The 13,338-nt window shown below is 66.7% G+C and carries 13 protein-coding genes; 11 read left to right on the plus strand and 2 right to left on the minus strand.

The annotated features are described in order from the left end of the window. The first annotated feature begins 59 nt into the window (after window positions 1-59). From V9L18_RS02300 to V9L18_RS02310, 3 genes are read left to right on the plus strand one after another with little or no spacing between them, the layout of a single operon-like run. The gene (locus V9L18_RS02300) at window positions 60-977 is read left to right on the plus strand and encodes a DUF6807 family protein (RefSeq protein ID WP_337345550.1); all 918 of its coding nucleotides are present in this window, start codon (window positions 60-62) and stop codon (window positions 975-977) included. Next, window positions 974-2,554: a glycoside hydrolase family 43 protein gene (locus V9L18_RS02305; protein ID WP_337345551.1), complete on the plus strand. Its 1,581-nt coding sequence runs from the start codon at window positions 974-976 to the stop codon at window positions 2,552-2,554. Before V9L18_RS02300 ends, V9L18_RS02305 begins: the two co-directional genes overlap by 4 nt. A 17-nt stretch (window positions 2,555-2,571) precedes the next feature. Further along, entirely contained in the window at window positions 2,572-3,591 is a 1,020-nt protein-coding gene (locus tag V9L18_RS02310) for a LacI family DNA-binding transcriptional regulator (RefSeq protein ID WP_337345552.1), read from the plus strand. A 24-nt stretch (window positions 3,592-3,615) separates the two neighbouring features. On the opposite strand, the gene V9L18_RS02315 is transcribed toward V9L18_RS02310, so the two are convergent. After that, a complete protein-coding gene (locus V9L18_RS02315; protein ID WP_337345553.1) occupies window positions 3,616-4,326 on the minus strand; it encodes a FadR/GntR family transcriptional regulator in 711 nt (236 codons plus the stop codon). A gap of 149 nt (window positions 4,327-4,475) precedes the next feature. Here V9L18_RS02315 and V9L18_RS02320 point away from each other — a divergent pair, with 149 nt between their 5' ends. The 7 genes from V9L18_RS02320 to V9L18_RS02350 all read left to right on the plus strand — a co-directional run bounded on the left by V9L18_RS02320 (window position 4,476) and on the right by V9L18_RS02350 (window position 11,694). Then, on the plus strand, window positions 4,476-5,960 hold the full coding sequence (locus V9L18_RS02320; RefSeq protein WP_337345554.1) for a four-carbon acid sugar kinase family protein: 1,485 nt from the start codon (window positions 4,476-4,478) through the stop codon (window positions 5,958-5,960). A gap of 56 nt (window positions 5,961-6,016) precedes the next feature. Further along, complete coding sequence (locus tag V9L18_RS02325; protein WP_337345555.1) at window positions 6,017-6,916, plus strand: NAD(P)-dependent oxidoreductase; 900 nt, start codon at window positions 6,017-6,019, stop codon at window positions 6,914-6,916. A gap of 158 nt (window positions 6,917-7,074) precedes the next feature. After that, window positions 7,075-8,541 carry a GntP family transporter gene (locus V9L18_RS02330; protein ID WP_337345556.1) on the plus strand — a complete coding sequence of 489 codons (1,467 nt, stop codon included), beginning with the start codon at window positions 7,075-7,077 and terminating at the stop codon, window positions 8,539-8,541. Beyond that, entirely contained in the window at window positions 8,541-9,392 is an 852-nt protein-coding gene (locus tag V9L18_RS02335; RefSeq protein WP_337345557.1) for a class II fructose-bisphosphate aldolase, read from the plus strand. Before V9L18_RS02330 ends, V9L18_RS02335 begins: the two co-directional genes overlap by 1 nt. Before the next feature lie 58 nt (window positions 9,393-9,450). Further along, window positions 9,451-9,855 carry a DUF1304 domain-containing protein gene (locus tag V9L18_RS02340; protein WP_337345558.1) on the plus strand — a complete coding sequence of 135 codons (405 nt, stop codon included), beginning with the start codon at window positions 9,451-9,453 and terminating at the stop codon, window positions 9,853-9,855. 88 nt (window positions 9,856-9,943) lie between these two features. Beyond that, window positions 9,944-11,365, plus strand: coding sequence for an acyltransferase family protein (locus tag V9L18_RS02345; protein ID WP_443197914.1), 1,422 nt, complete (start codon window positions 9,944-9,946; stop codon window positions 11,363-11,365). Beyond that, complete coding sequence (locus tag V9L18_RS02350) at window positions 11,362-11,694, plus strand: GNAT family N-acetyltransferase (RefSeq protein WP_337345559.1); 333 nt, start codon at window positions 11,362-11,364, stop codon at window positions 11,692-11,694. Before V9L18_RS02345 ends, V9L18_RS02350 begins: the two co-directional genes overlap by 4 nt. A 58-nt stretch (window positions 11,695-11,752) precedes the next feature. Here V9L18_RS02350 and V9L18_RS02355 read toward each other — a convergent pair whose 3' ends face one another. Then, complete coding sequence (locus V9L18_RS02355) at window positions 11,753-12,505, minus strand: GAF and ANTAR domain-containing protein (RefSeq protein ID WP_337345560.1); 753 nt, start codon at window positions 12,503-12,505, stop codon at window positions 11,753-11,755. Between the two features lie 175 nt (window positions 12,506-12,680). Between V9L18_RS02355 and V9L18_RS02360 the strand changes: the two genes are divergently transcribed. Further along, on the plus strand, window positions 12,681-13,220 hold the full coding sequence (locus V9L18_RS02360; protein ID WP_337345561.1) for a hypothetical protein: 540 nt from the start codon (window positions 12,681-12,683) through the stop codon (window positions 13,218-13,220). Window positions 13,221-13,338: the final 118 nt, after the last annotated feature.

Raw genomic sequence — 13,338 nt, forward strand, 5'->3', positions numbered from 1 at the left:
TCCGCCATAGCTATGCTGATCCACACATCCCGGACACGCCACCCAACCAGGAGGTCTGCTTGGCTATCCACATCAGGCCGTCAGCTGCGGCCCCCGGTTTTTCGGACCAGGTCCCACCGCTCGTCACCCACTGCACCGGACTGCAGCTGCCCGCCGGCAGTGCGCCCAGGCCCTACCTCCACCCGGTGCTGTCCCTTGGCGGTGCCACCGTCACGGAAGCCGGACCGGCCGATCACCCACACCACCTGGGCCTGTCCGTCGCCTTCTCCGACGTCAACGGAACCAATTTCTGGGGCGGCTCCACCTTCACGGCCGCCAGCGGGCCGGTGCTTCTGTCCAACCACGGAACGCAGTTCCCGCACGACTGGCGCTCATCCACAGGAACGGACGAGGCAGGGGAGTCCGGCGCCGTGTTGTGGAAGTCCGCGTCAGGCGACGAGCTCGCCGCCGAGGAGCGGCACATCCAGCAGTTTGCCCATCCGGAGCCCGGGAGCTGGAGCTTGTCACTATCCTCGGTGATCCGTCCGGCGGCACGCGTCGAGCGGCTGGCGGTGTCGTCGTCGGCCGTCAAGGGCAGGGCAGGCGCCGGATATGGCGGCATCTTCTGGCGGTTTCCCCGCGGCAGCGATGACCCGGTTGTGCTTTCCGACGCCGGCACCGGCGCCGACGCCGCGCACGGCTCACGCTCACCCTGGCTGTCGGTCACCATACGGCTCGAGGGCGGACCCGTCAGCGTTGTGCTCGGGCAAGACCCCGGTCGCCAGCTTCCGTGGTTCATCCGGACGGAGGGCTACTTGGGGGCGGGACCAGCCGCAGCTTGGTCTGAACCCGCACACGTGGACGCGGAAACTCCCCTCAGGCTTGGCCTGCACGCCGTCATCCACGACGGAGCGGTGACAACTCCCGCCCGCGCCCTGGAACTCCTCCACCAGCACCCCCGACTCAGCCGCCCCGGCGCAACCGACAGGACATCATGACTACCCCGCGTCCCACCCCGCTCTACAGCAACCCCGTCCTCAACGGCGACTGGCCTGACCCCGACGCCATTCAGGTGGATGGCGTCTACTACCTGATTGCGTCGAGCTTCAACAGGGTGCCGGGGCTCCCCGTGCTGAAGTCCCGGAACCTTGTGGACTGGGAGCATGCCGGCCATGCCCTCCCCGAACTGCCCCAGGGGAGCCACTACTCCCTGGTGCGCCACGGCAGCGGCGTATGGGCCCCGGCCCTCCGGTACCACGATGGGCGCTTCTGGATCTTCTATCCGGACCCGGACCACGGCATTTTTGTCCTCAGCGCGGAAAAGGCAGAAGGGCCGTGGAGTGCCCCGCACCTGCTCTACGCTGGCCGCGGCATCATTGATCCCTGCCCGCTGTGGGACGAGGACGGTGAGGCCTACCTGGTCCACGGTTGGGCGCACAGCCGCGTCGGGGTGAAGAACCGGCTCACCGTCCACCGGATGGCCGCGGATGCGAGCCGCCTCCTGGACCATGGAACCCACGTGATCAACGGCGCCGACCTCCCGGGTTACACCACCCTGGAAGGACCCAAGTTCTACAAGCGCGGCGACTGGTACTGGATCTTCGCGCCGGCCGGCGGCGTAGCCACGGGCTGGCAATCGGTCTTCCGCTCACGGTCCCCGTTCGGCCCGTACGAGGAGCGCAAGGTGCTCGAGCAGGGCGAGACGAACGTCAACGGTCCCCACCAGGGCGCCTGGGTCACCACCCCCGAGGGCCAGGACTGGTTCCTGCACTTCCAGGACCGTGGCCCCTACGGCCGGGTGGTCCACCTCCAGCCCATGGGGTGGGGCGCGGACGGCTGGCCCTGGATGGGAACTCCCGGGGACGACGGCGGACCGGGAACCCCGGTGGCCAGCCACCCCTATCCAGCGGGAACCTCGCAGGAAGACGTGGCACCTCCGGCCAGCGACGGCTTCGACTCGCCGTGGCTCGGGCCGCAGTGGCACTGGCAAGCGAACCCGCGCGAGTCGTGGTCGTTCCAAGGCGGGGGAGGGCAGTTGGTCCTCCGCCCGCAGGCCAACGACCCCGTGAACCTGCGCGAACTGCCCAACGTACTCGGCCAAATCCTGCCGGGCACCCCGTCCACCTTCACCACAACGCTGGAACTGGACGGCGTCCCGGCCGGCACCCGGGCCGGCGTCGTGGTCCTGGGCCAGAAGTATGCCTGGCTGGGAATCATACGGACCGCGGACGGTTACGTCCTGGGTAGCGGCACCGGCGGGGAAGGGCCGCGTGAGGAGCGGCCAAGCCGGCAGATACCGCTGGACGGCCCGCGGATCGAGCTCCAGATCCGCACTGATGCCACCCCTCGCTCCACTTTTGCCTGGCGGACCGGGCCGGGAAAGCCGTGGGAAGTCCAAGGCTGGAACTTCGACGTGGTGGAGGGCAAGTGGATCGGCGCCGAACTGGGCATTTTCGCCGCGTCACCGCTGGGCTCGCAGGAAAGGGGCAGTGTTATCGTTGGACCCGTGCGGGTGGAGGCTGCGCCGGCACGCCGGAGAGTCGCCCCGCATTATGCCGCCGCCGCTTCCCGATGATCGCAAGGACCGCACCGTTGACAGCCACTCCGCGCCCCAAGATCGCAGATGTGGCTGCAGCAGCAGGCGTTTCGGTGCCCACCGTGTCGAAAGTACTCAACGGCCGGTCGCACGTTTCCGAGGCAACGCGGGCAAAGGTGCGCCAGGCCCTGGAGGACCTCGACTACACCAAACGCAACGTCCCGGCGGACCAGCCGGGGCTGCTGCAGTTGGTGGTTAACAACTTCGACTCGCCCTGGGTACTGGAAATCATGGAGGGCGCCGAGGCCGCTGCCTCGCGGCTCGGCTACTCCATTGTCTATACGCGGGCAGAGCACGCCACGGCCGAGAACTGGCGGAAGCTGCGGGAATCTTCGGCCAACCGGCTCGCCGGCGTGGTGCTGCTCGCTCCACGGCGCGGCTCTCGGCTGGTGACCACACTGCGGAGCCTGAACATTCCCGCGGTGGCGGTGGATCCCGAAGGCGCCGAGGGCCTCACCATACCCAGCGTCAGCCCGGCGTCGTTCTCCGGAGCGCTCGCCGCGGTGGGACACCTGCTGGAGCTGGGCCACCGCCGCATCGGGATTATCACCGGACGCGGGCACGGATCCGGACACAGCCGCGCACGGTATGCGGCGTACGCTGCCGCACTCCACGAGGCGGGGCTGCCCGTCCTGCCCGAGCTGGTGCGCGATGGCGACTTCAGTATTGAGTCCGGTGTCCGCCACGGCGGGGACCTCCTGGACCTGCCGGAGCCTCCCACAGCGATCTTCGCCGCAAACGACCTCCAGGCGCTCGGGGTCATGAACGCCGCCGCTGGCCGTTCCCTGAAGATTCCAGGGGATATCAGCATTGTCGGCTTCGATGACATCGCTCAGGCCGCACTGATGTCGCCGCCGCTGACTACCGTCCGCCAGCCGCTCGCCCAGCTGGCGTCCATGGCTGTGGGCATCGTTGCCGAACAGCTCGAGCAGCAGGGGCCGGCGGCTCCGGTTGCGCTGGAAGTTGCCACAGAACTGGTGGTTCGTGGCACCACTGCCGCGCCACGGGCGAAATAGCCAAGCGTCAAAACTCCCTAATCTCTAAGCCCTGGGCGCGCCCAGCACGAGGTTCTTGAGGTCATCGAGGGTCTGCTGCATGTGGTCGTCCATGGCTTGGCGGGCACGGGAGGCGTCCCGGGACTCCAAGGCTTCTGCAATGTTCTGGTGGTGGGCTATCGCGTGGACCTGGATCTCCGGCACTGCAGACGTTTCGGCCCGACGCTTCGCCAGGACCCGGTGCAACGGTTCGAAGAGCACTGCCACGAAAACGTTCTCGGAGGCGTGCAGTATCAGGTCATGGAACGCCAGGTCCGCCTCGACAAACGCGGGGAGGTCGTTGGACTGGTTCGCTGCCCGCATGGCGGCCACGCATCCGTAAAGCGCCTGGATATCGGCATCGCCGATCCTGCCTGCAGCGAGCTCGCAGGCCCCCGTCTCCAGCATCCTGCGGAGCTCGATGAGCTGGACCGACGCGTCGGCCTCGTTCTTGCCCTCCGACGCCGCCCGTAACACTGCCTCCAGGGAAGCCCATCGGTTCAGCGGGTTCACAAACGTCCCACGGCCCCGCTCAACGCTAAGGATCCGCTGGGCCTCGAGGGTCTTCATGGCCTCGCGGACGGTCATCCGGCTGACTTCGTGTTTGGCGCTAAGTTCAAGCTCCCCGGGCACGCTGGATCCAGGTGGGAACTCGCCTGCAATGATGCGGTCCAGAAGCTCGTCGGCTACGACGTCCACCAGTGATTTCCGTGCCATGTTTTCCCCTGCTCGGCCGTGGCAAATATGTCTGACAAGTCTACTTGCGCGTCCCCAATGTGCTGTGTCACACTATTCCTAAATGTTAGATGTCAGACATCTTACAAATATCTATCTCACCACCGATTTCACCCACAATGGAGTGCAGCATGACGCTTGAAGCAGAAGTCCTGGCCGCCTATCCGGCCGAAGTCCGGATCCCTGCAGCACTGGTGGCTGACGCCGTCGCTGCGTCCAGCGCCGAATCTCCCCGCATGCTGGTGGTGCTCGACGACGACCCCACCGGGACCCAGTCGGTTGCGGATCTGCCCGTCCTGACCCGCTGGGAAATCGAAGACTTCGTATGGGCCTTTGGACAGGCCAAGCCCGCTGTCTACGTCCTCACCAATACCCGCAGCCTGGACCCAGCCGAAGCGGCAGCCCGGAACGAGCAAGTGGTCCGCAATGCCCTCGCCGCCGCCGGGTCGGACGATTCCGGCCTGCGCCTAGGGTTCGTGAGCCGCAGTGACTCCACCCTCCGCGGCCACTACCCGCTGGAACCCGATGTCATCGCCGCCACCGTGGCCAAGGTCAGCGGAGAAGCCACCGACGGCGTGGTGCTCGTCCCGGCCTTCCCCGACGCCGGACGCGTGACCATCGGCGGCGTGCATTACATGCGCGGCACCGGGGAGGACGCCGGCAAGCTCACGCCGGTAGCCGAGACCGAATTCGCCAGGGACGCCACCTTCGGCTTCGCCAACTCGGACATGTCCAAGTATGTGGAGGAGAAGTCGCAGGGACGCTTTGCGGCAGATTCCGTCATTGTCCTGGACCTGAACATCATCCGCGCCTCCACCGATCCGCGGGCCACTGCGAACGCCATCGCGGATGCCATTGAACCCGCCACCAACTCCACCCCGATCGTGGCGGACATTGTTACCGAAAACGACCTCCGCGCCCTGTCCCTGGGCCTGGACGAAGCCGAACGGCGGGGCAAGAAGCTGCTTTACCGCGTAGGCCCGCCGTTTGGCCGTGCCCGGATCGGCCAGGAAATCCGCGCCGAGCTCAGCGGCGCCGAAGCCTACGCCGGCAACACCCCGTCCCTCGCCGGCGGACTGATCGTTGTAGGCTCCCACGTGGGGGTCACCACCCGGCAGCTGAAGGCCCTCACCGAGCAGCACAGCGCCGCGCACATCGTCGAGATAAACGTCGAGAAACTGCTGGCCGCCGAAACCGAAACAGCCGCGGACGCCTACCTGGACCAGACGGTGGACACAGTCGTGGACGCACTCCGCACCCGCGACGTCATCGTCCACACCAGCCGGCTGCTGATCAAAACCGACAGCCCGGCCGAAAGCCTCCGGATCGCACGCACGGTGTCTTCCGCCGTCGTCGCCGTGGTGAACCGGACCCTGAAGACCTTCCCGCCGCGGTTCGTCATCGCCAAGGGCGGCATCACGTCCTCCGACGTTGCCGCGCACGGCCTGGAAATCCGCCACGCCATTGTCCGCGGACCCATGCTGCCGGGCATCGTCTCCCTCTGGGAGCCGGTGGATGGGCCCGCCAAGGGCATCCCGTACATCGTCTTCGCCGGCAACGTGGGCGATGACCAGTCCCTCGCCGACGTCACCCGCAAACTCAGCAACACCTTCTAGTCCCCACTTACGCCCGCCGGCTCCACCGATACCGCACACATTCAACGGAGAACACCATGACCAGCAACTACACCGTCACCGTCCTGGGCCTCGGAGCCATGGGACTGCCCATGGCCACGCGCCTCGCGTCCCAGCTGACCGTCCACGGCTTCGACATCGCCGAACCCCGCCTGAAGCTCGCCGAAGAAGCAGGCATCGCTACATTCGCCACCGCCCGCGAAGCTGCCAAGGGCGCCGACGCCGTGCTCCTGGCCGTCCGCAACGGGGAACAACTCAATGACGTCCTCTTCGGCGAGAACGGCGTGGCCTCGGTGTTGGAGCCGGGCGCCGTCGTGATCCTGGGCAGCACCGTCGGCACCGAAGCCATCCCGGCCACCGTCGCGCAGCTGGCCGAATACGGTGTGGAACTGGTGGACGCACCGCTGTCCGGCGGCCCCAAGCGTGCCGGCGAAGGCGACCTGCTGATCGTTGTTGGCGCCTCCCCGGAAGCCCGCGAAAAAGCCGCCCCGGCCTTGGGACTCCTGGCCTCAACCCTGACCGTGGTGGGCGACAAGCCCGGCGATGGACAGGCCCTTAAGACCGTCAACCAACTCCTGTGCGGCGTCCACATCGCTGCCGCCGCAGAGGCCATGGCCCTCGCCGATGCCCTCGGCCTGGACCAGGCCAAGACCCTCGCCGCCCTTGAAGCCGGCGCCGCAGGTTCCTTTATGCTCTCCAACCGCGGCCCCCGGATCCTGGAGGCCTACACCGAGGAAGGCGCCGAGGTCCTGTCCCGCCTGGACATCTTCGTCAAGGACATGGGCATCGTGGGCAAGGCCACCCGCGCCGCCGGCCTGGCTGCGCCGGTCGCCGCCGCTGCCGAACAGCTCTACCTTCTCGGCCAGGCCCAGGGCCTCGCCGCTTCCGACGACTCCGCCGTCATCAAGGTTGTTGCGCCCACCAAGCGCACCGCCTAGGCACCCAACTTCACAACCGCCAAAGTACCTCCCCTCAAGCCCGACGACGGCGGTCCCCCCTCCGCCGTCGTCGAACCTCCCAGCGTTCCCCCGACAGAAATAATTAGCGCCTGATCGCCCGTCTTCTGGAAGACTGGCTCGTCAAAGGAGACACCGTCATGAACCACCTGATGAACCCCCTGATACTGCGGGCGGCTGACGCCCCAGCTATCAAACCGGCAGTAGAGCTTGGCACTCCGCTGCTCCTCACCATCGCCGCCGTTGGCATCGCCATCCTGCTCGTGATGATCATCCGCTTCAAAATCCAGGCCTTCGTGGCGCTGCTGACCGTGAGCATCCTGGTGGCCGTGGCCGCACAGATCCCGCTCAAGGACGTCTTCACCGTTGTGGCCAATGGCGTGGGCGGCACCATGGGCAAGGTGGCCCTGCTGATCGCCCTCGGTGCGGTCCTGGGCCGGATGATCGAGGTCTCCGGCGGTGTCCAGTCCCTGGCTTCGCACTTCACCGAGAAGCTGGGTGCCAAGCGCGTGGCGGTGGCCCTCACCGCCGTCGGCTTCCTGGTGGCCATTCCCGTGTTCTTCGAGGTGGGCATCATCGTGCTGGTCCCCATCGTCTACGCCTTCGCCAAGATCGCCAACGTCCACCCCGTCAAGTTCGGCCTGCCGATGGCCGGCATCATGCTGGCCATCCATGTGGCCGTACCTCCGCACCCGGGCATCGTCGCCGGTGCCGGTGTGTTCGGGGCCGACATCGGGCTCATTACCCTCATCTCGCTTCTGATCTGCATCCCGCTCGGCTTCCTGTCCTACTGGGTTGCCAGCATCATGAACCGCAAGGACTACGAGCTGCTGCCTTCGGTCAAAGCCCAGGTGGACGAGTTCGGTTCCGATTCCCTTGTGAAGGTTGGCCACGATGGCCCCGGCGCCGCGGCCATCGCCCCGCCGCGCCCGGCCCTGATCATCTTCCTCATCGCCGCGCCGATCGTGCAGATCCTGATCGGCACCATGGGTACCCTCACCATCCCCAAGGACAACTCCTGGTACGGCCTCGCGGCCTTCATCGGCAACCCGTTCTTCGCCCTCCTGGTGGCTGTCGCGCTGTCCTTCTTCCTGCTGGCTGTCCGCCGCAACTGGTCGCTGAAGGAGACCGGCGAAATCTTCGAAGGCGCGCTGCCTCCCATCGCCTCCATCCTGATGGTTGTCGCCGCCGGCGGCGTCTTCGGCGAAGTCCTCCGCACTTCCGGAATCGGCGCCGCGCTGTCCCAGACGCTTGACCACCTGGGCCTTCCGGTCATCGTGCTCGGCTTTGTCATCTCCCTCGCCCTGCGCGCAGCCCAGGGTTCGGCGACCGTCGCCATCGTCACCACCACCGGCCTGCTGACCTCCGCCGTGATGGAAGGCGGCTACTCCCCGGCGCAGATCGCCGTCATCGTGATCGCCATCGGCTTCGGCTCGCTCGGCCTGTCCCACGTGACCGACGCCGGCTTCTGGACCGTAGTGCGTTACTACGGACTCACCGTTTCCGACGGCCTGCGGACCTGGACCGTGCTCACCACCATCCTGGGCCTGGCAGGCTTCCTCCTGACCTTCGTGGCTTGGATCCTGGTGGGAGGCCTGGGCGTCTAATGCGCACCCGACTCGACCATCTGGTCACCTCCGCCCTGCAGCGGCGATCGGCTGTCCCCGCGTTCACCTGCTACGACTTCACCACCGCCCTGGCTGTTGTGGGCGCGGCCGAAGACGCGGGCCACGGGGTCATCCTGCTGGTGGCCCCCAAGACCGCGGGCACGTCCAACGGCCTGCGCCTGATCACCGCGCTCCGCGGCTTGGCTGATGGTGCGTCCGTTCCGGTGGCGGTCCAACTGGACCACGCCTCGGACCTGTCGGTGATGGCCGACGCCGTCGCCGCGGGGGCGGATTCGGTCCTCGCGGACGGCTCCTCCCTTCCGTACGAGGACAACATTGCGCTGGTCCGGGCGGCACGCGCATTGGTGGGTGCCGACGTCGTGCTCGAAGCCGAACTCGGTGGCCTGGCCGGCGACGAGGACCGGGCCTTCGGCGCGGACGAAGCGGGCACGGCTGTGGCTGGCCTGACGGACTCCGCCCAGGTGGAGGACTTTGTGGCCCGGACCGGCGCGCAACTGCTGGCCGTCGCCGTGGGCAACGTCCATGGCAAGTACAAGGGCGAGCCGCAGCTGCGCTGGGACGTCCTCCAGGACATCGCCGTGCGGACACACATCCCGCTGGTGCTCCACGGCGCCTCCGGCATTCCGGCGGGGGAGCTGGTGAAGGCCGCCGCCATGAACGTCGGCAAGGTGAACTTCAACACCGAACTCCGTACCGGCGTGCTGGCCACGCTCCAGGAGCAGCTGCCGGTGCACCGGGCCGACGGCGAGAACCTGCAGGGCCTGCTGGGCCACTGGAACTCCTCCGCCAGGGAGTTCGCGACGTCGGCGCTGGGCATGCTCAGCCGCTGAGAGTTCCTGCGGGGCGCTCCAGCCGTCTTTTGAGGGAACGGGAGGCTAGGATCATGCCATGATCCTGGCCTCCCTCCTTTTTGCGTTCATCGCCGCAGCCCTGCACGTCTACATCTTCACCATGGAATCCTTCACCTGGACCAAACCGGCCACCTGGAAGCGCTTCGGGCTTGCGTCCCAGGCCGACGCCGAGACCACTAGGCCGCTCGCGTACAACCAGGGTTTCTATAACCTGTTCCTCGCCATCGGCGCGTTCATCGGCATCGGCTGCGCAGCCTTCGCTGCCGAGGGGTCGGCGCAGTCCATAGTGGGGTGGACCCTGGTCTTCAGCTGCTGCGGATCCATGCTGCTGGCCGCCGTGGTGCTCGCCTTGAGCGGGAAAAAGTACCTCCGTGCCGCCGCCATCCAGGGCGCCACTCCGCTGCTCGCCGTCGTACTGGGACTGCTGGCCGTGGTTTCCTGACGCGCCGCCAGGCGCCGATCGGCCGCCAAGCTACTCATACAGGCGCAGAATGTAGGTAGTAGCAACTTCGGGAGTTTCAGGACCGGACGTGAGTGGTGTGAAGGAGCAGGGGGCATCCCCGCAACACGAGCCCGCGAACACGCGCGACCTCGGCATCGACCTCGTCCGCTTCTTCTGCCTGGCCCTGGTGGTGGTGGGCCACTGCATGATGGTCAGCCCGGTCCTGCACCGCGACGGCACCGTCACCACCGAGAACACCCTCGGGGAGCAGACCTGGTTCGTGCCCGTCATCTGGATCTTCATGGTGATGCCGCTGTTCTTCGTCACGGGCGGGACCACCGGCCTGCAGTCCTGGCGGCGGCTCAAGGCCCGGGGCGGCACCGGCTTCGAGTTCGCCCAGTCCCGCCTGCTCCGCCTGGTCCGGCCGGCGACCGCGTTGTTGGCCTGCATGTTCCTGGGGCTTTGGGCGGCACTGCTCCTGGGTGTGGACCCCCAGGTGATCCAGTTGATGACCGCCGGCGCGGGCATGCCGCTGTGGTTCCTGGCTGCCTATCTGGCTGCACAGCTGAACATTCCCCTGCTGGCCCGCTTCCATGACCGGGCGCCGTGGCTGACGCTGGTTGGCCTGACGGCCCTGGTGGTGGCGGTTGATTGCTTCCGCGGCGTCCTGCCTTCGCTGGCATATGCCAACTTGGTGTTCCTGTGGTGCGCCGTGCAGCAGTTGGGCTTCCTGATGGCGGACGGCCACTTCGCCAGGCTGTCCCGCTCCTCCCTGGTGGGACTGATCGTTGCGGCCAACCTGGTGCTGGGGGTCCTCACTGGACTGGGCCTTTATTCGGGAAACATGCTGGTGAACCTCAATCCACCCAACCTTTGCCTGCTCCTGTTGGGCGTAGCCCAGGCTGCCTTCCTTGAGATGGTCCGTCCCGGGCTCCACTGGGTGGCAGGGGTTCGCTGGGTGCGCGCCCTGGTGTCTGTTGCCGGGCGCCGGTCCATGACCGTCTACCTCTGGCACCTGCCCCTTCTCGTGGCCATGTCGGGCCTGCTCCTGCTTACCGACTTCCCCAAGCCGGCTGCGGGGACCGCCGCGTGGTGGTGGGCGCGGCCGCTGGTACTCCTGGGCGTCGTTACCCTGCTGCTTCCGGTCATGGGCGCCTTCGGCCGCCTTGAGGAACGTCCGACGGCGTCTGTCCACACCCGCGGCCGGCCCGCCGCAGCGGTGGTGACGGCCGCCGTCGTGGTCTTCATTCCGGTGGGCGACGCCGCGTTCAACGGCCTCACGCTGGGCCTCCTCGGCGGGGGAGCGGCGTGCTTCGCGCTCGCCGTGCTGCTGCTCGGCAGGATGCCGGAACGGGTGCCCGCCGGTGCGGCGGAGCGCGGCGGATTAACCGGCGGATTGTCCGGAGGGTTGTCGGACGGATTGTCCGATGGGTCGTCCGGAGGGTTGTCCGGCGGGCAGCCGGGCGGGCCATTGCCAGCAGGGCCAAGTAGTGCCAGTGTCGAACCATGACGGAGAACATGATTTCCACCGAGGACGAATTCAGCCCCGACGTTTCGCTTGCACGGAACGACGCCCACCACTGCTATGAGCTGCGGGTCGGCGGGAAGGTAGCTGTGCAGTCCTTTTTCCGGGACCGGCCAGGGCACATTGACTTCACGCACACGGGGACCGCAGAGGAGTTCAAGGGCCAGGGGCTTGGCAAAGTGCTGGCGCATTTCGCATTGGATGACGTGGTGGCGTCCGGTAAACGGATCATCCCGCATTGCCCGTTCATCGCCGGCTATCTCCGCCAGCATGAGGGTTACGAACAATACATCGACTGGCCCGAGGACGCTTAGCCACGGGACGTCAGGTGGCACGGCGCTTACTTGATTCTGCGCCCGATCGATCCGGCGCTTAGTGGAAATGCGTGACCGGAGCCTCATGGGCGACTGCCGCCACCAGCTGCTCGGCTATGGTGCGGAGCTTCTGGTTGCGGCTGCTGGAAGCCCTGACCAGAATGGCCATCGCCTCCTCCTGGGAACAGCGGTTCTGTCCCATGATGATTCCGGCCGCCAGGTCGATCGCCGTCCGGGACTCCATGGCCGCCCTGAGATCCGCCGCCAGCTGTTGGCTGGCGGCAACCCGGACAGCAAGCCGGAGCGAGCTCTGGGCATGGGCGGCAAAGAGCTCGGCATCTTCGATGGCGGCTGAGCCGAACACGTTCACGTCCGGGGCGAAAATATTCAGGGCAGCCTTGGAATCACCGTCCAGAGTCAACGGAACGGCGAGCACACTGAGCTGGCCAAGCTGCGCGATGGCCTGGCCATACTCCGGCCAGCGCTTGTCATGCCGGGTGTCAGGGACAAGGACAGTGATGCCGGCGTTCATGGCATGGAGGCATGGTCCGGCGCCATGGTTGTGCTGGATTTCGTCCATCACCTTGGCCCGAGGGTCGCTCCAGGCAGCCGTGGTGGTCCGGTGCCGCCTGCTCAGCGTCACAGCGCAGACCACCGGAAGCTCCATGGACTCCGAAATGGCGCGGGCCGCGTAGTCGCACAGTTCATGCAGGAATTCGTTCACGTCCGTGCTGTCGATGACGATGTTCTGGAGCTGTTCCACCACGGCGTCGTCGCCGTGACGGAGCGCCTTCAGCGCTGATGGGTCCATAGTCCAGTTTAGGCCCCGTCCGGCACTAAAGAACCGACACTATTGGGGCGTTGGCTACGGCTTGTCCACTCGACGCACGTTAATGGGGAGGCGCAATATTGTGACCTGCGCGACATCTTTGTAGAGTCGATGGTGGGCCATGCAGCCGGCCCCCGGCACCTATGCGGAGACCGCCATGAGCCACAAACTGTCCCATCACAAGCTTCGAATTGTTGTCCACGTTGATGTGGACCCGGGAAACATCAGCGTAGATGTTGGCGGCTGCCTGACACAGAGTAACTTTCCGGCACTGCTTCACCTGCTCCTCCGGGCGCAGCGACTGGCTTCCGCCCCCGAGATAGCCCTGGATCTGCGGCATGCCATCCACCTGGATGCCAGTGTCCTGGCGCACCTTCGCCATATCGCCAGTCCGGGCTCGCATAAGTCAGGGCAGCATGCGGCCATTCATCACGCGATGGGGCTCGCCGCGGCAGCGGCCCTCGAGGAGGCCGATGACTTCCGCCTGACACTCCTGGAACCGGTCTACCTGCCGGTGTGCCCCATCCACTCCGCAGCCGACAGTGTTGCGGCCCGGCGTGACGCCGCGAAGGCGGCCATGGTGGAGCATCCCAACCAGCCCACGGACCCCGCCCATCCGGTGCGCCCCTCCCGCGCCGCCTCGGCCAAGCGTTCCACGCGCGAACGTGCAGGCAAGGCCCTTCACGTCCACCTCTGAGCAAGGTGCCCGCCAGTTCGAGCGGGAGTATTTTGCCCCTGTTGTCCAAGGTCCGCCAGTCAATGACGCACTCCGGTCCCTGAAAGTCCCTGGATTGGCGCGGTTTCGATAAATAGGT

The organism is Pseudarthrobacter sp. CCNWLW217, assembly GCF_037203985.1.
Lineage (GTDB): Bacteria > Actinomycetota > Actinomycetes > Actinomycetales > Micrococcaceae > Arthrobacter.

What these genes read in the sequence shown, in the direction of transcription:
- V9L18_RS02350 (WP_337345559.1), top strand. Translation starts at nt 11,362, where the DNA reads ATGACGGAGAACATGATTTCCACCGAGGACGAATTCAGCCCCGACGTT.
- V9L18_RS02355 (WP_337345560.1), bottom strand. Translation starts at nt 12,505, where the DNA reads ATGGACCCATCAGCGCTGAAGGCGCTCCGTCACGGCGACGACGCCGTG.
- V9L18_RS02335 (WP_337345557.1), top strand. Translation starts at nt 8,541, where the DNA reads ATGCGCACCCGACTCGACCATCTGGTCACCTCCGCCCTGCAGCGGCGA.
- V9L18_RS02315 (WP_337345553.1), bottom strand. Translation starts at nt 4,326, where the DNA reads ATGGCACGGAAATCACTGGTGGACGTCGTAGCCGACGAGCTTCTGGAC.
- V9L18_RS02360 (WP_337345561.1), top strand. Translation starts at nt 12,681, where the DNA reads ATGAGCCACAAACTGTCCCATCACAAGCTTCGAATTGTTGTCCACGTT.
- V9L18_RS02305 (WP_337345551.1), top strand. Translation starts at nt 974, where the DNA reads ATGACTACCCCGCGTCCCACCCCGCTCTACAGCAACCCCGTCCTCAAC.
- V9L18_RS02320 (WP_337345554.1), top strand. Translation starts at nt 4,476, where the DNA reads ATGACGCTTGAAGCAGAAGTCCTGGCCGCCTATCCGGCCGAAGTCCGG.
- V9L18_RS02325 (WP_337345555.1), top strand. Translation starts at nt 6,017, where the DNA reads ATGACCAGCAACTACACCGTCACCGTCCTGGGCCTCGGAGCCATGGGA.
- V9L18_RS02340 (WP_337345558.1), top strand. Translation starts at nt 9,451, where the DNA reads ATGATCCTGGCCTCCCTCCTTTTTGCGTTCATCGCCGCAGCCCTGCAC.
- V9L18_RS02330 (WP_337345556.1), top strand. Translation starts at nt 7,075, where the DNA reads ATGAACCACCTGATGAACCCCCTGATACTGCGGGCGGCTGACGCCCCA.